This window comes from Vulcanococcus sp. CPBay_Sum15L08_68 (assembly GCF_017855895.1).
Lineage (GTDB): Bacteria > Cyanobacteriota > Cyanobacteriia > PCC-6307 > Cyanobiaceae > Vulcanococcus.
This window is the reverse complement of record NZ_JAFMFX010000038.1, coordinates 1-16962: the sequence shown is the minus strand read 5'-3', so window position 1 is coordinate 16962 and position 16962 is coordinate 1. Positions and strand designations below refer to the sequence as shown.

The following is a 16962-nucleotide window of genomic DNA, read 5'->3' as shown; positions in this document are numbered from 1 at the left end:
AGGTGGCCCTCTGCTACGGCCAGATGAACGAGCCCCCCGGCGCCCGCATGCGCGTCGGTCTCTCGGCTCTGACCATGGCTGAGCACTTCCGCGACGTGAACAAGCAGGACGTGCTGCTGTTCGTCGACAACATCTTCCGCTTCGTTCAGGCCGGCTCCGAAGTCTCCGCACTGCTGGGCCGCATGCCTTCCGCTGTGGGCTACCAGCCCACCCTGGGCACCGACGTCGGTCAACTGCAGGAGCGCATCACCTCCACCCTCGAGGGCTCCATCACCTCGATTCAGGCTGTGTACGTGCCTGCGGACGACCTGACCGACCCCGCACCGGCGACCACCTTTGCTCACCTGGACGCCACCACCGTGCTGAGCCGCGGCCTGGCTTCCAAGGGCATCTACCCCGCTGTGGATCCCCTGGATTCCACCAGCACCATGCTCCAGCCCTCCGTTGTGGGTGACGAGCACTACCGCACCGCCCGCGCCGTGCAGTCCACCCTGCAGCGCTACAAGGAGCTCCAGGACATCATTGCGATTCTGGGTCTGGACGAACTGTCCGAAGACGACCGTCGCACCGTGGACCGCGCCCGCAAGATCGAGAAGTTCCTCTCCCAGCCCTTCTTCGTGGCTGAGATCTTCACCGGCATGCCCGGTAAGTACGTGAAGCTCGAGGACACCATCAAGGGCTTCAACATGGTTCTCTCCGGTGAACTGGATCACCTGCCCGAGGCTGCCTTCTATCTGGTGGGCAACGTCGACGAAGTGAAGGCCAAGGCGGCCAAGATCCAAGCCGACGCCAAAGGCTGATCCGGAGCGTTAGCTGATGTCTCTCACCCTCCGCGTTCTGGCTCCAGACCAGAGCGTCTTCGACGGCCCTGCCGACGAAGTGATCCTTCCCTCCACCACGGGCCAACTGGGCATTCTTCCCGGTCACGTCTCCCTGCTCACCGCCCTCGACTACGGGGTGCTGCGTGTGCGCGAGAACAACGACTGGAAAGCCATCGCCCTCCAGGGTGGTTTTGCCGAGATCGAAGCGGATGAAGTCACCGTCCTGGTGAACACCGCTGAACTCGGTAGCGCTATCAACGCTGACGAAGCCAACAAAGAACTGGAAGCCGCCACCGCTGCTGCCAACCAGTTCGAAGGTCAGGCCGCCAGCACCGAGAAGCTCAAGGCCCAACAAGCCGTCTCCCGTGCCCGCGCTCGGGTTCAAGCGGCAACCCTCAACAACTGAGCGCTGCCTCCAGTTGCACGCACCAGCGCCCCAAATGGGGCGCTTTTTTATGCTCAGCCCACAGATCCCAAGCCATGGGCCTCGGCACGACTCTCGGCAGGCAGCTGCGCCAATGGCAGATCCAGAACCCTGAGGCGCTGCAAAGCGGACGGGCGATCGCCAATCGCCTCATCGATGCCCTCGGCGCGGAGGACGCGCTGAAGGGTCCGATTCGAGACCTTGCCAACCAACCCCTGCTGCTGCAGCTGCTCCATGGCAGCGGCGCCAGCCAAACCAGTGCCCGCGCCAGCCTGGGGGCACACATTCGACAGACCTACTCCGCCGAGGTCCAAAGCGAGCTTCAGGATCTGCTCGACGCCGCCTGCGGGACAAGCGAGCCTGCGGCCGTCCCACCGCGCCAGAGCGTTGCGGCCGCTCCTGCCGCAACGGCCCTCAAGGGTCTGGAACCACTCGCCCCAGGGCTGGCCCTCTCAGCCTGCGGCGCCTTGGTGCTGAGCTGGTTCGGCCAGGAACTGGACCGGCTGATCTTTGATGGCTGGGGCTGGAGCGGGGGTCTGGTGCTGGTGCTGAGCCTGGCCGGCCTGGCCGTCGGACCGTGGCGCAGCAGCCTGAGGCGACGCTGGAGTCTGAGCAGCGAGCAGGCCTCACAACCGCGGCAGGTCTGGCGCTGGATCAGTTCCCCCTGGGTCCATGGCAGCGGTCTCGAAGCCGCGGTGAATCTGGCCGTGCTGCTGATCGTCCTGGGGAACTCGCCCCTGCCCCTCGGCCAGGTGATCCTGCGCTACAGCCTGACGGCCCTGGCCTGCCTGAGCCTGGCCGCACTCTGCGCCCAACGCTGGAGCGTCCAACGAACCTGGAGCGGATCCGCCGGGCCGGTCTGTGCCTTGATCGGCCTGGCGGCCGGCTCCAGCCTGCTGCACTGGAAGCTCTTGGTCTTTCGTCCCCTGGGGCTGAGCATCCCGGCTTGGGTACTGCTGCTGTTGGTGGGGGCCCTGCAACTGGGCTGGCAGCTCCCTCGCCAGCAACCCGAGGAACGCAGCACGGCCCTGCAACGCCTGCTGGCCTCCAGCTGCAGTTGGGGACTGATCCTGGGTCTGGTCTGGGCCCTGATCAGCCGGCTGCAGGCAGGGCTCTAGCGGCCTGCTGCATGTAGCGCCCCCAAAGCTGCGCCACCAAGCCACCGCTCGCTCCTGAGGCGGGACGGTTGTCGTCGTTCCCCATCCAAATCGCCGTCAGAACCTTCAGCGAGGGGGAGTAGCCGATGAACAGGGCATCCACGCCGTTGTTGGTGGTGCCGGTCTTGCCGCGAGCATCCGGGACCACCGCCGCCGCTCGGCCCGTTCCGCCCTGGACCACCCCAGCCAACATCTGATCCATCACCGCAGCCACCTCTGGCCGGATCAACTGGCGAGATCGCTCTCCAATCGGGGTCGTCACACCCCGGGCCGGACAGCGGTCCAGGCTTTTCAGCGATCGGCAGATGCCCAGGTCATAGATGCGGCTGACCCCGTGCACGGGCACCGATCTCCCCCCGTTCGCGACCACGGCATAGGCCCGGGCCATCTCGTAGAGATAGGTCTCCCGGCCGCCCAGCATGGTGTTGTAGTCCGCGTCCAGGGGCGTCGAAATGCCCAGCCGTCGCGCCAGCTTGAGCACCTGGGAGAACCCCGCCCGCTCCGCCAGCCGCAGGGCCACGACATTCTCCGAACCCGCCAGACCCGCGGCCACGCTGATCGCTCCGGCGGACTGACGGCAGCCCCCCACATAGTCCAGTGGGGCACAGGAGATGGACTCGGACGGTGAGACGCCGGCGGCCAAGGCCGCCAGGAAGGGGAACAACTTGAAGGTCGAGCCGGGCTGGCGCAGGGCCTGAACCCGATCAAAACTCGAGCGGCTGTAATCGCCACCGCCGACGTAGGCCAGGATGTCGCCGGTCTCGGTATTCAGGCTGATCAGCGCCCCCTGGGTCAGCCCCGCCGCGGCCGCGGGCCCCTCCAAAAAACGCTTCAGCTGCTCCTGGGCCAACTGCTGCAGCTTGGGGTTGATCGTGCTCTCCACCGCGTAATTGCCAGCCCCATCACCGCCCCTGAGGTTCAAACCAAAGCGGGTGCCCTCGAGCTCACCAATGACGTAGTCGCTGAAGAAGGGGTAACTGCTGAAGCTCGACTCCCGGCAGGCCGAGGGATCGATGTTCAGGGGCCGCCGCTGGGCATCGATCAGGCCCTGATCGCTCAACCAACCCTGCTCGTGCATCAGCTTCAGCACCAGGTTGCGGCGCTCCAGGCCCGCGCCTGGGTCCTCGAGGTTGCAGGGGCTGTAGCCGTTCGGGCTGGGAAGCAGTCCCACCAAAAAGGCCGACTGGCCGACGTCCAGATCGCTGGCGGACTTGCGGAAGTAGAGCTGGGCCGCCTGCTCAAAGCCTTCGGTCCCCAGGCCCAGGTAGGCGCGATCGAGATAGAGCTTGAGGATCTGGTTCTTGCTGAAGCCCACCTCCAGCTGCAGGGCCACCCATAGCTCGCGCAGCTTGCGGGTCAGGCTTAGGTCGCGCCCCACCTCCGGGTAGACCATGCGCGCCACCTGTTGGGTGAGGCCGCTGCCGCCGCCGCTCCCCAACACAGCGGAGCGCAGGGTGCCGAACAGGTCGATGCCGCTGTTCCAACCAAAGCGGGCCTCCTCGGAGGCCAGCAGGGCCTGGCGCAGGTGCAGCGGATAGGACTGCAAGGACGGCAGCGCCGTGGAGGCCCCCTCCTTGGCATCCACCTGCTGACCATCGGCCGCAAAGATCTTGACCGGACCGTCGATGCTGCGGATCCGGGAGCCGCCGCCAATGCTGGCGGCCAGCAGCATGCCACTCACCAACAGGGCTGAGCCCGCCAAGGCCGTGATGCCCACCAGGCGAATCGCCTGCTCCAGGGGGCTGCGGGGGTGGACGTAGCGCAGCTCAGGCGCCTGGCCCTTGAGGGGCGAGCCCAGCTGCACCGCATCCCCATCCCGCAGCTGAATCCAGCGGATCCGACGATCCCGATGGAACAGGCCATTGGAGGAACCAAAGTCCTCCAAGGCAAAGTCCCGGTCGCTGGGACGCTCCTTCTCGAGGATCGCGTGCACCCGGCTGAGACTCGGATCGCTCAACGGCAGCTCGCAGGCCGGATCACGGCCCAGGCGATAACGCCTGGGCTCAAGCTCGAGCTCCTGGATCTTCCCGTCCTTCCCCCAGAGCTCCAGGCGCGCCTGGTGTTCCAGCAAGGCAGGCAGGGTGCTCCGCACCGCCTCGGGCCGCTCTCGCCAAGGTCCGCGAAGGGCTGCACGGGCAAAGTCTTTCCAAGCCTCCCGAACGGCCGGTGAGGCAAGACGATCCAAGCGAGAGGAGGTGCTCAGGCGGGTGTTGCAGTCCAGCCATAGGCTAAGACCAGCCCACCTCCGCCCCCCTTCGGTGCAGCGTCAACGGGACCCCTGGGAGCCCTTCCGCCTCTGGTTGGCGATCACGATCGGGCTCTATGCCCTGCGGGCCTTCTTTGCCTTCACCTGGGTGGGTGCGATCCCGGGCTGGATCCTGCTGTTGATGGTGCTCGTGGCGCTGGCGCTGGCCAGCAAAGCGGTCCTCTTCCCCGGGCGTGTCGTGCCCTATCGCGAGGGGGATGGCGGCCTCTGGAACGACCTGCGCGATGACTGGAGACTCTGGTGGGCGCGCCGCCGAGGAGAGCGATGAGCGCCCCCAAAGCCCGCTTGCTGCTCGCCAGCGATCCCAGCAAAGCCGCGCCCCTCGATCCCAAACAGCCCCTGACGATCGGCAAGGCGGCGAGCAATCGGCTCTGCCTCGCCAGCCAAACCGGGGTCTCCGATCACCACGCCGTCGTCCGGTTCTCGCAAACCCAGGGCTGGTTGATCTGCGAGTGGCAGAGCAACGACGGCACCTTCCTCGAAGGGCAACGGATTCAGCAGTGCCGCCAGCTCGAGGATGGCGATGAGATCCGGCTGGGACTCCAGGGCCCCGTGCTGCAGTTCGAGCTGATCACCGCGCCGATCGCCAAACCCGCTGCCCCCGTCTCCAAACCCGCAGCGCCCCGCCGAATCGATGTGGATGGGGAAGCGGTGGAGCTGGCCGAGATCCTCTCGGCGGGAGTGCAGAGCCTGCCCCGCCACCCCCACGTCTTCAGCTGGTGGCTGCTGTTCTGCCTCGGGGGGCTGCTGTTGCTGCCCTTCCCCCTGATCTTCTGGCCTTTAGAACTCGGCGCCCTGGGCGGCTGGATCGTGCTGGGTTCCCGCAAGGACCACAGCCTGGTGGTGGTGCTGCGGGATGGCCGTGCCCTACGCCATGGCTTTGCCAACCGCCGCACGGCCCTGGCCCATCGCAACGGCATCCGCAAGGCCCTCGCCAGCCAGGGCCGATGAACAGCCTGCTGCCGCTGGGGACACGCCTGCCGTTCGACGGCCTCGATCAACCCCTTGAACTCACGCGCCTCCTGGGGGGCGGAACCCAGGGGCAGGTCTACGCCGTGCGCTGCGGTGCGGAGGAGCTCGCCCTGAAGTGGTACTTCCCCAGTTGCATCGCCCGCGACCCACTGCTGCGGCAGCGCCTGCAGCAAAGCATTCGCCTGGGGGCTCCCAACGGCGCCTTTCTCTGGCCCATGGCACTGCTGGAGCCCAGCGCCGAGAGTCGGCCCCTGATCCGCTGCCAAGAGCCAGGCTTTGGCTACTTGATGCCCCTGCGTCCCAGTGGTTTTCAGGGGGCCCATCTCCATGCCGGCGGGCGGATGGAGATCAGCCTGCAGAACATCCTGCGGGCCTGCTTTCACCTGGCCGATGCCTTCCACGAACTCCACCTCAAGGGGCTCTGTTACAAGGACATCTCCCTGGGGAACCTCTTCCTCAGGCCGGGCGATGGCGCGATCCTGATCTGCGACAACGACAACGTCGCGATCGACGGCCAGGGCGCCGGCAGCGTGCTCGGGACCCCAGGATTCATGGCCCCGGAGGTGCTGCTGGGGGCAGCCAAGCCCAGTGCCAGCACGGATCAATTCAGCCTGGCCGTGCTGCTCTTTCGGCTGCTCACCCGCCACGACCCCTTCCGCGGGCGACAGGAACTGGCGATCCGCTGCCTCGATGAACCCGCCCGGCGCCGGCTCTACGGCGAGGAGGCCCTGTTCATCTTTGATCCAGAGAACCCCGCGAACCGGCCTGATCCGGAGGAACACGCCGCGGCCTTGCTGACCTGGCCGATCTACCCGCGGAGCCTGCAGCAGCTGTTTGAGACGAGCTTTGGCGCGGGGCTTCGGCAACCCGGCATGCGCCCCCTGACCGGGCAGTGGAAACAGGTGCTCGCGCGCTGCCTGGACCAACGCCGCCTCTGTCAGCACTGCGGCGAAGAGCTCTTCCACAGCGGACCCTGCTGGAGCTGCGGTCACACCAACCCGGCGGTCCTGCAACTGCAGCTCCCCCGAGGACAGGTGGCGGCCTGCCCAGGCAATGACCTCTACCCCCATCACTTCGATGGACGCGACAGCGAGCGGCTCGATCAGCCCCTGGCGCAACTGGTCGGCCACCCCACGGACCCAAGCGTTGTCGGTCTCAGGAACCTCGGAGCAACGGCCTGGCAAGGCCAGTTGAGCAACGGCCAGCTGCTGGAGGTGGAGCCGGGCAAAACCTGTAATGTCGCGGCCCTGCAGCAGCTCAGCACCCAGGCCGGGCCGATCACCCCGATCCGCAGATAAGCCATGCCCTTCCCCAACGTTCGCCTCAGCAACCGCCCGCTGCACTTCATCTACCTCTGCGATTGCTCCGGCTCCATGGCCGCCCAGGGCAAGATGCAGGCCCTGAATCAGGCGATCCGGCAGTCCCTGCCGGGCATGGCGGAGGTGGCCGAGCAAAACCCTGAAGCCCGGGTGCTGGTGCGGGCCGTGCGTTTTGCCGATGGCGCCGCCTGGCATCTGGCCGAGCCCACACCCGTGCAGGAGCTGCAGTGGCGTGATCTCGAGGCCGGTGGCATCACCGCCATGGGGGAAGCGCTGGAGCTGGTGGCCGGCGTGCTGCAGTCCCCGCCGATGGAGGAGCGGGCTCTCCCCCCGGTCTTGGTGCTGATCTCCGATGGCCAACCCACCGACGACTTCGATGCGGGGCTGAGCCAGCTGATGCGTCAGCCCTGGGCCCAGAAGGCCGTGCGCCTGGCGATTGCCATGGGCCATGACGCCGACCTCGAGGTGCTGCAGCAGTTCATTGGTCCTGAGCCCAGCGGTGGCGGCAAGTCGCCGCGGCGACCGCTGCAGGCCAGCAATGCCACAACCCTGGCGCAGTACATCCAATGGGCCTCCACCGCCGTGGTCGGAGCGGCCTCCATGCCCGCCAGCCGGCTGGATGACACGCCGCAGGACGCAGGCAACATTCCCCTGCCGGATCTGCCGCCGACCCTGCTGGACCCCGTCGATGATGTCGGTCCACTGGTGTGGTGAGACCGGCCTGGACTGGCGCACGCCATTGCAGCGTGATCGGCGCCGCCCACCGGCGACAGGGCAAACCCTGCCAAGACGCCTCGCAGGTCTGCCAAGTCGGCCCTGAGCTGCAACTGCTGCTGGTCTCCGATGGCCATGGCGGCAGCCGCTATCGCCTCAGCGATGTGGGTAGCCAGCTGGCCTGCGCTGCGGCAGAGGAGTCGGTCGCGGCGCTGGCCAGGACGCTCTCCCTTCAGGATCAAGACGGCTGGCGCCGGCAGCTCGCGCAGGAGCTGCCCACCGCGATTCAGCAGCGCTGGCTCCGGGCGATCGAGGAGCACTGGAGCAGCCAGGCCGCTTCAGCGGACGAAGCCTTCTCCAGCGCGCTCTACGGCTGCACCCTGGGATTGGTCCTGCTGAGCCCCGACTGGTGGGGCTGCACCGGCATCGGCGATTGGGACCTCGTGGAGATCCACGCCGATGGGGACGCCCGTCTGGTGAACCAGGAGCAACTGAGCAACGCCACAGGAGAGGCCACCTTGAGCCTCTGCCAAAGCGAAGCCCTGGATGCCTGGTCCACGCGGGTCCAACTCCAGTCCGCCCTCCCCACAACCGCCCTGGTGCTCTGCACCGATGGGGTGCGCAAGTCCTGCGCCACCGATGGGGACTTCCTGCAGCTCTGCCAGCAGATGCTGGAGATCCAGGGGGAGGCCTTGGTCCAGGGATTGGAGGAAATCACGGCCCAAGGCAGCGGTGACGATGTCTCCGTTGCCATCGCCCAGCGCAGCGAACCAGCCCGGCGCGGGAAGGCGGGGGTCCTCACCGCCCTGGGCGCTGCCGCAGCCCTGATCGCGGGGGGCCTCTGGTGGTGGCCCAAGGCCCCTGATCCGCTGGCCCTCGAGATCCAACAGCTCTGCCAGCACCCCGAGCGGATTGAGGCCAGCCTCAAGCAACGGCGCCAGCAATTCCTGGCCTTCAAGAGCAGTCCCGCCCAAGCCCAGGCGCTGCTGGATCATCCCGAGCGAGATCCCCTGGGCGCCCTGATTGCCAGCAGCGCACCTGGGGCCAAGGCGGAGCCGAAGATCTGCCCAGCCCTGGAGCAAGCCCTGCGGGCGCAATGGGAGGCGGCGAGCGAGACTCAAGGGCCATCCCGCGCCCCGGCGCGACCATGAACGACTACCAGCTCGGCGTGAAGCTGCGGCGCCAAATCCTGGCGGACTTTGAGCGGGGGATCAGCAGTGATGTGCGCCGCTACCAGGCGCTGCTCAGCGATTTTTGCGGAGACAACGAACTGCTGCTGCTGCCGGCCCTGAAGCACCTGGTGCAAACCGCCGCCTTCCAGGAGGCCGTGGCCGAGCGGCCGCCCCTACCCAGCGAAACCCAACTCAACCTGCGGCTGCAGCAGGAGCTCGACGCCCTCTTCGCCCCGGCCCTGTGCCTGCGGATGGCCGAAGTCCTGCGGGGCCTGCTGGGCCTGGCCCCCGATGGGCAGGCCATCCCCAGCGACCTCCAGGACGAGCCCACCGCCGTGGTGGATACCCCCGTTCGCTCCAACAGCGGTGTCGTCGCAGTGCTGAGCTTCATCGCTGGCGTGCTGGTGGTGGGCGTTGTTGGCGCCCTCACCTGGCTGGTGCTGCTCAACCGCTCCATGACGCCCTCCACGGCAACGGCGCCGGCCCTGGTGAGCGAGCCCGAACCCACCCAAACCGAACCGGAGCCGGCCACCAGCGAACCCAAGTTGGATCCAGCCCAACTGCAGTTGAACCAGGCCATTGAGACCGTCCGCCAGCTGTACGACGACATCTCCCTGGGGAACACCGCTGCCGCCAAGCAACTCTTCAGCCCCCAAGCCGCCGATCAGTTCGACCCCGCCTTCTTCAGCCAGTTCCAACGGGTGGCCGTCGACAACCTCCAGGAAATCAGCCGCGATGGCAGCAAGGTCAGCCTGCAGGGGGTCGTGACCTTCGTCTATCCGGATGGCACCAGCCAGGCGGAATCTCGCTCCTTCACCGTGGACACCGCCAGCCAACCGGGACTGATCACCGCCAGCAGCTTTGATCAAGTGGTCAGCCCGCGCCGCTGAGCAGGCACAAAAAAGCCCCCGCTCTGCGGGGGCCAAGGAAACGGGGGAACCGCAAATCAGGCGGTACCGCAGAAGGTGACGTCGGGGAACTTGAGCTTGGCCTCTTCCAGGCTCTTGCCCTTGCCTTCCTCTTGCCAGTAGTTGATCACCTCGGTGGCCTTGTTGAGGACTTCAACGCGCTCGTTATCGGTGATCCAGCTCTTGCCTTCCAGCTCCGTCTTCAGGGTTTCCCAGGCGTCCTCACGGGGCCAGAAGAAGTAGGAGGTCAGGGGGCTGGGGCCGCCACCGACGATCTGGTCGACGGCCAGGGCCACGTTGTCGGGCAGCCAGAGGATCTTCACCAGGAAGCGGCCCTCATCGGCCTTCGGGGTACGGCCGGAGGGAACGCCGTTCTCGTCGATGGTGGCGGTCGCCAGGGCAGCGCTGGCACCACTCAGCACCGGACGAGCCTCAGTGGTCTCCGTTGCCGGAGCTTCTGTCGAGGCAGTCGTAGCAGCAGTCGCCGCGGCGCTCTCAGCGCTCTCGGTGCTCATGGTGTCCGCGCTCAAGGCTTAATGACAAACAACTAACCTACCAGCCGCTGTTCTCCAGTCCCCTGAGCCCGCGCGCTGTTCTCCTGTTCGACATCGACGGCGTGATCCGCGATGTGGGAGGCAGCTACCGCAAGGCCATCGTGGAGACGGTGCATCACTACAGCGGCCAGCGGCCCAGCCCCGAGAGCATCGATGCCCTGAAGGCCGAGGGGTGCTGGAACAACGACTGGGAGGCCTCCCTGGAGTTGCTGCGCCGGCAGGGTCAGCAAGACCTCCCGGCCTTTGAGGCACTGGTGGAGGTCTTCAACAGCTTCTATTTCGGTGGTGATCCAGAGGGTGACCCCGCGGCTTGGGCGGGCTTCATCCGCAACGAGCCCCTGCTGGTGGATCCCGCGTTCTTTGCCTCTCTCTCGGCGGCGGATGTGGCCTGGGGATTTGTCAGTGGCGCCGAGCCGCCCTCGGCCCGCTTCGTGCTGGAGACCCGCCTTGGCCTGAGGCAGCCGCCGCTCATCGCCATGGGGGAGGCCCCCGACAAACCGGACCCCAGCGGCTTCCTGCGGCTGGCGGGCTCCCTGGCAGCGGCAACCGTGCCGGTGGCCTACCTGGGGGACACCGTGGCTGACGTCACCACCGTGGTGCGGGCACGCCAAGAGCGCCCCGCTCAACGCTTCATCAGCCTGGCGGTGGCCCCGCCGCACCTCCAGAACAGCCCGCGCCGCGGGGCCTATGAGGAGCAGCTGCGGGCCGCCGGTGCTGATGCGGTCATCGCCAACACCACCGCTGTGTTGGCGGCGTTGGAGCAGGCGATCGCCTAGCGCTCCAAGGCCGCCGGAGCCTTGAGGGCGGCGGCGGTGAGGTTCTCGTGGCCGTGGTCGGTCACCGCCACGTCGTCCTCAATCCGAATGCCAATCCCCTTCCAGCGCGCCTCGATCTCAGGCTGCCCCTCGGGGACCGGCAGCCGATCGCTGACGTAGAGACCTGGCTCAACCGTCAGCACCATGCCGGTCTCGAGGGCCACATGGTGCTCACCCAGGCGATAGGCACCGACGTCATGGACGTCCAGGCCCAACCAATGGCCGGTGCGATGCATGTAGAGGTGCCGGTAGGCCCCCTGCTCGATGATCCCGTCCACCTCGCCCCGCAGCAGACCCAGGTCCACCAAGCCCTCCACCAGCACGCGCACGGCGGTGTCATGGACGCCTTCAGCGGTCTGCCCCGGAGCAACGACGGCCACGGCCGCCTCCTGGGCCGCGAGCACGAGGTCATAGAGGGCGCGCTGCTCGGCGCTGAAGCGGCCGTTGATTGGGAAGGTGCGGGTGATGTCTCCGTTGTAGTAGTCGTTCAGAGAACAACCGGCGTCGATCAAGAGCAGATCGCCGTCCTTCAGCAACGCATTGTTCGCCGTGTAGTGCAGCACGCAGGCGTTGTCCCCACCGGCGACGATCGAGCCGTAGGCCGGGCCGCGGGCCCCCTGCTCGAGGAAGTGCTGCTCGATCACCCCCTGAACCTGGCGCTCGTTCAGCCCTGGGCGGGCCACCTGGCGGGCCAGTTCATGGGCCTCGGCGGAGATGCGGGCCGCTTCGCGCATCCGCGCGATTTCTTCGGGGCTCTTGCGCAGCCGCAGGGCATGCAGGAGCGGACAGGGCGCCACCAGGCCCAGGGCCGCCGTACCGCTGCGGGGGGCACGGTCGAGCTGACCAGCCCAGGCCTGCAGCACGTGGGGCTCCACCTCGGGGTGCTTGCCCACCCGGAAGGCGATGCCTTCGGCACCGCGCAAATAATCGGCCAACCGTTCCGCCAGCTCCTCGCGGGGGTGGGCCAGGTCTGCGCCAAAGCGCTCCACGGCCCCCTCACAGCCCCACCGGAAGCCCATCCAGACCTCGGCGCTGGGTTCCTTGGGCTGCACAAAGAGAACAAACCGCTCCCCCTCGGGCCGATGGGGCAGAAACAGCGCAACCGCGTCGGGCTCATCGAAACCCGTCAGGTACCAGAAGTCACTGTTCTGGCGAAAAGGCCACTCGCAGTCGGCGTGATGCGTCACCAGCGGAGCCGCGGGAATCACCGCAGCAGCGCCGCCAAGGGCCTGAAAGAAACGAGCACGGCGCTGGGCAAAGACGTCCGGAGCGAGCGACATGGAAGCGAGCGGTGCTGAGCGCGACGATGGCACAACCGCTTCAATACGTGGCGACCAGGCCCCTGCCCTTGCCTCAGCCCTCCACCGCTGAACGCTGCGCCCTGTTGCTCTCGCAATGGCGGGGAGACCTGCGCCTGAGCGATCGGGAGCGCTCGGTGCTGGAGCCGGAGCTGCGCACCCTGGATCAACAGTTGCTGGCGCTGAAGCAGCGGCGGCTGCGGGTGGCGGTCTTTGGCCGGGTGGGCGTGGGCAAATCCAGCCTGCTGAATGCCCTGCTGGAGAAGCCGGCCTTCGCCACGGACGTGGCCCACGGCTGCACCCGCAAGCAGCAGCGCGAGACCTGGGGGGTCCAGGTGCCCGATCTCAGCCAGATCGAGCTGGTGGACACCCCGGGCATTGATGAGATTGCCGCCCGGGCCCGCCATCGCCTGGCGGCCCGGGTCGCCCTGGGGGCCGACCTGGTCCTGCTGGTGCTCGACAGCGACCTGACGACCCCGGAGGCCGAGGCGATCGAGCAGCTACTGGGCGCCGGGAAACCGCTGCTGCTGGTGCTCAATCGCATCGACAACTGGCCGAGCGGCGAGCGCTCGGCGCTGATCGAGAGCATCCGCTCGCGCCTCCCCCGCCAGGCGCAGCACCTGGAGATCCTGCCGGTGGCCGCCGCCCCGCGGCGGGCGGTGCTGCTGGAGGGGGGCCGCGTGCGCAGCGAACCCCAGCCAGCGCAGATCGCACCACTGCGCAGGGCCCTGCTGGAGCTGCTCCAGGACCAGGGCTCCCTGCTGCTGGGCCTCAATGGACTGCGGGCGGCGGATCGTTTCAGCCAGAGCCTGCATGCCTGGCGCCTGAAACGCGGCAAGGCCGCCGCCCAAGGGCTGATCGGCCGCTATGCGGCGATGAAAGCCACCGGCGTCGCCGCCAATCCGCTGCTGCTGCTGGATCTCGCCGGCGGCTTTGCGATCGACACCGCCCTGGTGCTGCAGCTCTGCAAGCTCTACGACCTGGAGATGAGCAGCAGCGGCGCCCGGGCCCTGTTGACGCGACTCTCGGCGCAAAACGCCCTGCTGGGGGGAACCCAACTGGGCATCCAACTGCTGCTGGGGGGACTGCGGCAGGTGTTGCTGCTGGCCGCCCCCCTGAGTGGCGGCTTGAGCCTGGCGCCGGCGGCTCCGGTGGCCATGGCCCAGGCGGCCCTGGCCGTCTACAGCACCCGCCTGACCGGACGCCTGGCGGCGGCGGAGCTACTGCGCAGCGCCCAGCGGGGGCGCTTTCGGCCCGCCTCGCTGCTGCGGCGCCTGGCCGGCCAAGACCCCCAGGTGCGCGACTGGCTGCAGCAGTGGCAGCGCATGGGTGGAGGCCCCATCCCCTCGGGCCAGCTGTTGCCGTGAGCAGCCGCGAACTGGCCCTGTTCGGCACCAGCGCCGATCCCCCGACCGAAGGGCATCAGGCCCTGCTGCTTGGCCTGGCCCAGCGCTACGGCCAGGTGGCGGCCTGGGCCAGCGACAACCCCTTCAAGCAGCACGGGGCACCGCTGGAGCTCCGCGCCCAGCTCCTGGGGACCTTGATCGAGAGCCTGGGCAACGACCAGGTGCAGCTGGCGCAGGACCTCAGCAGTCCCAAAGCGATCGAGACCCTCGATCGCGCCGCCCGCCGCTGGCCGGATCGGCAGCTGGTGTTTGTCGTCGGCGGCGATCTCGCCGGTCAAATCCCCAGTTGGTATCGGGCGGCAGATCTGCTGCGGCGCTGCCGCCTGACGGTCGTGCCGCGCCAGGGTCACCCGATGGCGGAAGGCGCCCTGGAGAGGCTGCGGGATCTGGGGGCCCAAGTGGAGCTGCTGGAGCTGCCTGTGCCAGCAACCGCCAGCTCAGCCATTCGCGGCGGGCAAGAGAACAGCTCGATTCCCGAAGTGCTCTGGCCCGAACTGCTCAAGCACAATCTCTATGGCCTCACCTCCAAGCTCGCCCCCTAATGCGCGTCGCCCTGGCCCAGATCAATCCCCTGGTGGGGGACCTGAGCGGCAACGGCGCCCAACTGCTTGAGGCCTGCCGCCACGCCGCAGAGGGCGGTGCCGACCTGGTGGTCTCATCAGAACTGGCGCTCTGGGGCTACCCCCCGCGGGACCTGCTGCTGCGCCCATCCCTGCGGCACAAACAAGACGCGGTGCTGGACGGGCTAGCCCGTGACCTGCCAACCGGCCAGAGCCTCTTGCTGGGGGTGAGTGAGACGGTCAGCGATGGCCAGCAGCCCGATCTGTTCAACAGCGTGGCCCTGGTGGAGAAGGGCGCCTGGCGGATCGTGGCCCGCAAACGTCTGCTCCCCAGCTACGACGTCTTCGATGAACGGCGTTACTTCCGCCCGGCCGAAGAGCCCTGCCTGCTGGAGCTCGAGCGGAAGGGACGCCGCTGGCGCCTGGGCCTGACCATCTGCGAGGACCTCTGGGTGGAGGAGCAGCTCCACAGCCAACGGCTCCTGGGGGGCGATCCCGTAGGGGACTTGGCGGCGCTGAAGCCTGACCTGCTGATCAATCTCTCGGCCTCCCCCTTCGGCCAAGGCAAACCGCAACTCAGGCGAGAGCTGGCCAAGAGTGCCGCCCAGCGCCTGGGGGCTCCCGTGCTCTACGTCAACCAGGCGGGAGGCAATGACGAGCTGATCTTCGATGGCGGCAGTTTCGCCGCCACGGCGAACGGCGAGGTGGCCGCTCAGCTGGCCTTTGGGAAAGCGGATCTGGCCTGCTGGACAGTCGGCGACACCTCCGCTGCAGCGCCGATCCCCTGCGACGAAGAACTGCTGCTGCGGGCCCTGGTGCTGGGGGTACGGGACTACGCGCGCAAATGCGGCTTTGGCAAAGCGCTGCTTGGACTGAGCGGCGGCATCGATTCGGCCCTGGTGGCGGTGCTGGCGGCGGCGGCCCTGGGCGCCAAGCAGGTGCAGGCGCTGCTGATGCCCTCCCCCTGGAGTTCAGAGGGCTCCATCAACGACTCCCTGGAGCTCGCCAATCGCCTAGGGATCAGCACCCAGACGGTGCCGATCGAGGGCTTAATGGGTGGATTCGATGCCGCCTTGAGCGCTCCCTTAGGTGGAACACCGGCGGGCGTGACAGCAGAGAACCTGCAATCCCGCATCCGGGGCACCCTGCTGATGGCGGTGGCCAATCAACAGGGACAGCTGCTGCTCACCACCGGCAATAAGAGCGAGCTGGCCGTCGGCTACTGCACCCTCTACGGCGACATGAATGGGGGTCTGGCGGTGATCGGTGACCTCTACAAGTCAACGGTCTTTCACCTCTGCGACTGGATTGATTCCGAGGCCGCACAAGCGGTGCGCCAGGAGCTGGGCCTGCCGGCGGAGGGGGAATTGATCGGCTCCGCCATTCGCACCAAGCCCCCCAGTGCCGAGTTACGTCCCGATCAAAAAGACAGCGATTCCCTGCCGGACTACGCCGTGCTGGATCCGCTGCTGAAGGCCCTGCTGGAGGAGCACCAAAGCCCCGAGGAGTTGGCCCAGCAGGGAACCGACCCAGCCCTGGCCGAGCGGGTGATGGGGCTGCTGCGCCGGGCGGAGTTCAAGCGACGCCAGGCCCCGCCGGTGCTCAAGCTCAGCCAGCGGGCCTTCGGCAGCGGTTGGCGAATGCCCATCGCAGCTGCGGCGCAGTAGCCAGAGGGGCCTGAGCTCGCCATCTTGGAGGTGATCGAAGGTCTGCCATGGCCGGCTCCATCGCACCGATCGCCAGCATCGGCGTGCCACGGGAAATCAAGCCCGATGAGCAGCGGGTCGCGCTGACGCCCGATGCCGTGCGCGAGCTGGTGAGCCATGGCCTCTCGGTGCGGGTGGAGCACCGGGCCGGCGCCGGCGCCGGCATTGAGGACGCGGCCTATGTCGCCGCCGGGGCGGAACTGGTCAGCCGCGAGGAGGCCTGGGGCGCGCACCTAGTCGTGAAGGTCAAGGAACCCCAGACAGAGGAATTCCCCTTCCTGCGCGCCGATCAGGTGCTCTTCACCTACCTGCACCTCGCCGCCTACCCCGCCGTCGGCGAAGCCCTGATCGAGGCCGGCACCACCGCCATCGCCTACGAAACGGTCCAGCTCTCCGACGGCAGCCTGCCGCTGCTGGCGCCCATGAGCGAGATCGCCGGCCGGCTCGCCGCCCAGGTGGGCGCGCACCTGCTGGAGAAACCCCACGGCGGGCGCGGCGTTCTCATGGGCGGCTGCACCGGGGTGCGGCCGGCCCGAGTGGTGGTCCTGGGGGCCGGCAGTGTCGGCTGGAACGCCGCCCGGGTCGCCGCCGCGATGGATGCGGAGGTGCTGCTGCTCGATCTCTCCCCCGAGCGACTGCGGCAACTGGAGCCAGCCCGCCAAGGGCGGATGGTGAGCCTGGTCAGCAGCGTTGGCCGCCTGGAGCGGTTGATCCCGAGCGCCGACCTGGTCATCGGCGCGGTGCTGCGTCCGGGCGATCGCGCCCCGACCCTCGTGAGCGAGGACCTCGTCAAACAGATGCAACCGGGTTCGGTGATCGTCGATGTCGCCATCGACCAGGGGGGCTGCATCGCCACCAGCCGGGAGACGA

Annotated in this window: 17 protein-coding genes; 14 read left to right on the top strand and 3 right to left on the bottom strand. The window is 67.8% G+C overall.

Going from position 1 to position 16962, the window contains the following annotated elements; all coding sequences use genetic code 11:
* From atpD to QZ189_RS07445, 3 genes are all read left to right on the top strand, one after another.
* The coding region (gene atpD, locus QZ189_RS07455) for a F0F1 ATP synthase subunit beta (protein ID WP_296421431.1) at nt 1–800 on the top strand (800 nt) is incomplete at its 5' end.
* A gap of 16 nt (nt 801–816) precedes the next feature.
* Complete coding sequence (gene atpC / locus QZ189_RS07450; protein ID WP_010315359.1) at nt 817–1227, top strand: ATP synthase F1 subunit epsilon; 411 nt, start codon at nt 817–819, stop codon at nt 1225–1227.
* A gap of 74 nt (nt 1228–1301) precedes the next feature.
* Nucleotides 1302–2363 (top strand): rhomboid family intramembrane serine protease, encoded by a 1062-nt coding sequence (locus QZ189_RS07445; protein WP_296421430.1) that lies wholly within the window; start codon nt 1302–1304, stop codon nt 2361–2363.
* Here QZ189_RS07445 and QZ189_RS07440 read toward each other — a convergent pair.
* Nucleotides 2338–4494 carry a transglycosylase domain-containing protein gene (locus QZ189_RS07440; protein ID WP_296421429.1) on the bottom strand — a complete coding sequence of 719 codons (2157 nt, stop codon included), beginning with the start codon at nt 4492–4494 and terminating at the stop codon, nt 2338–2340. The two genes, QZ189_RS07445 and QZ189_RS07440, sit on opposite strands and share 26 nt — an antisense overlap.
* Before the next feature lie 166 nt (nt 4495–4660).
* Between QZ189_RS07440 and QZ189_RS07435 the strand changes: the two genes are divergently transcribed.
* The 6 genes from QZ189_RS07435 to QZ189_RS07410 are packed head-to-tail and all read left to right on the top strand — an operon-like array spanning nt 4661 to nt 9735.
* Nucleotides 4661–4936: a hypothetical protein gene (locus QZ189_RS07435; RefSeq protein WP_010315354.1), complete on the top strand. Its 276-nt coding sequence runs from the start codon at nt 4661–4663 to the stop codon at nt 4934–4936.
* Entirely contained in the window at nt 4933–5619 is a 687-nt protein-coding gene (locus QZ189_RS07430) for an FHA domain-containing protein (RefSeq protein WP_296418943.1), read from the top strand. The genes QZ189_RS07435 and QZ189_RS07430 overlap by 4 nt, the downstream gene beginning before the upstream one ends.
* Entirely contained in the window at nt 5616–6938 is a 1323-nt protein-coding gene (locus QZ189_RS07425; protein ID WP_296415705.1) for a protein kinase, read from the top strand. The genes QZ189_RS07430 and QZ189_RS07425 overlap by 4 nt, the downstream gene beginning before the upstream one ends.
* 3 nt (nt 6939–6941) lie before the next feature.
* Nucleotides 6942–7673 (top strand): VWA domain-containing protein, encoded by a 732-nt coding sequence (locus QZ189_RS07420; protein ID WP_010315348.1) that lies wholly within the window; start codon nt 6942–6944, stop codon nt 7671–7673.
* A 32-nt stretch (nt 7674–7705) separates the two neighbouring features.
* On the top strand, nt 7706–8824 hold the full coding sequence (locus tag QZ189_RS07415; protein WP_296421428.1) for a PP2C family serine/threonine-protein phosphatase: 1119 nt from the start codon (nt 7706–7708) through the stop codon (nt 8822–8824).
* Nucleotides 8821–9735, top strand: a complete 915-nt coding sequence (locus QZ189_RS07410; RefSeq protein WP_296421426.1) for a hypothetical protein — start codon at nt 8821–8823, stop codon at nt 9733–9735. Before QZ189_RS07415 ends, QZ189_RS07410 begins: the two co-directional genes overlap by 4 nt.
* Nucleotides 9736–9791: 56 nt before the next feature.
* On the opposite strand, the gene QZ189_RS07405 is transcribed toward QZ189_RS07410, so the two are convergent.
* Nucleotides 9792–10268 carry a 30S ribosomal protein PSRP-3 gene (locus QZ189_RS07405; RefSeq protein WP_247477117.1) on the bottom strand — a complete coding sequence of 159 codons (477 nt, stop codon included), beginning with the start codon at nt 10266–10268 and terminating at the stop codon, nt 9792–9794.
* Nucleotides 10269–10330: 62 nt separating this feature from the next.
* Between QZ189_RS07405 and QZ189_RS07400 the strand changes: the two genes are divergently transcribed.
* A complete protein-coding gene (locus QZ189_RS07400; protein ID WP_296421432.1) occupies nt 10331–11083 on the top strand; it encodes a TIGR01548 family HAD-type hydrolase in 753 nt (250 codons plus the stop codon).
* Here the strand turns inward: QZ189_RS07400 and QZ189_RS07395 are convergent.
* A complete protein-coding gene (locus tag QZ189_RS07395; RefSeq protein ID WP_296421425.1) occupies nt 11080–12402 on the bottom strand; it encodes an aminopeptidase P N-terminal domain-containing protein in 1323 nt (440 codons plus the stop codon). The two genes, QZ189_RS07400 and QZ189_RS07395, sit on opposite strands and share 4 nt — an antisense overlap.
* Before the next feature lie 26 nt (nt 12403–12428).
* Between QZ189_RS07395 and QZ189_RS07390 the strand changes: the two genes are divergently transcribed.
* The 4 genes from QZ189_RS07390 to QZ189_RS07375 all read left to right on the top strand — a co-directional run.
* Entirely contained in the window at nt 12429–13787 is a 1359-nt protein-coding gene (locus tag QZ189_RS07390) for a GTP-binding protein (protein WP_247477108.1), read from the top strand.
* Nucleotides 13784–14368, top strand: coding sequence for a nicotinate-nucleotide adenylyltransferase (locus tag QZ189_RS07385; protein WP_296421424.1), 585 nt, complete (start codon nt 13784–13786; stop codon nt 14366–14368). Before QZ189_RS07390 ends, QZ189_RS07385 begins: the two co-directional genes overlap by 4 nt.
* Entirely contained in the window at nt 14368–16053 is a 1686-nt protein-coding gene (locus QZ189_RS07380; protein ID WP_296421423.1) for an NAD+ synthase, read from the top strand. Before QZ189_RS07385 ends, QZ189_RS07380 begins: the two co-directional genes overlap by 1 nt.
* A gap of 47 nt (nt 16054–16100) precedes the next feature.
* On the top strand, nt 16101–16962 hold an 862-nt coding region (locus QZ189_RS07375; protein WP_296421422.1), incomplete at its 3' end, for an alanine dehydrogenase.

Bases quoted from the DNA above. Each gene is read 5' to 3' on its own strand.
- atpC (WP_010315359.1), top strand. From the start codon at position 817: ATGTCTCTCACCCTCCGCGTTCTGGCTCCAGACCAGAGCGTCTTCGAC.
- QZ189_RS07420 (WP_010315348.1), top strand. From the start codon at position 6,942: ATGCCCTTCCCCAACGTTCGCCTCAGCAACCGCCCGCTGCACTTCATC.
- QZ189_RS07405 (WP_247477117.1), bottom strand. From the start codon at position 10,268: ATGAGCACCGAGAGCGCTGAGAGCGCCGCGGCGACTGCTGCTACGACT.
- QZ189_RS07445 (WP_296421430.1), top strand. From the start codon at position 1,302: ATGGGCCTCGGCACGACTCTCGGCAGGCAGCTGCGCCAATGGCAGATC.
- QZ189_RS07410 (WP_296421426.1), top strand. From the start codon at position 8,821: ATGAACGACTACCAGCTCGGCGTGAAGCTGCGGCGCCAAATCCTGGCG.
- QZ189_RS07425 (WP_296415705.1), top strand. From the start codon at position 5,616: ATGAACAGCCTGCTGCCGCTGGGGACACGCCTGCCGTTCGACGGCCTC.
- QZ189_RS07380 (WP_296421423.1), top strand. From the start codon at position 14,368: ATGCGCGTCGCCCTGGCCCAGATCAATCCCCTGGTGGGGGACCTGAGC.
- QZ189_RS07430 (WP_296418943.1), top strand. From the start codon at position 4,933: ATGAGCGCCCCCAAAGCCCGCTTGCTGCTCGCCAGCGATCCCAGCAAA.
- QZ189_RS07395 (WP_296421425.1), bottom strand. From the start codon at position 12,402: ATGTCGCTCGCTCCGGACGTCTTTGCCCAGCGCCGTGCTCGTTTCTTT.
- QZ189_RS07390 (WP_247477108.1), top strand. From the start codon at position 12,429: ATGGCACAACCGCTTCAATACGTGGCGACCAGGCCCCTGCCCTTGCCT.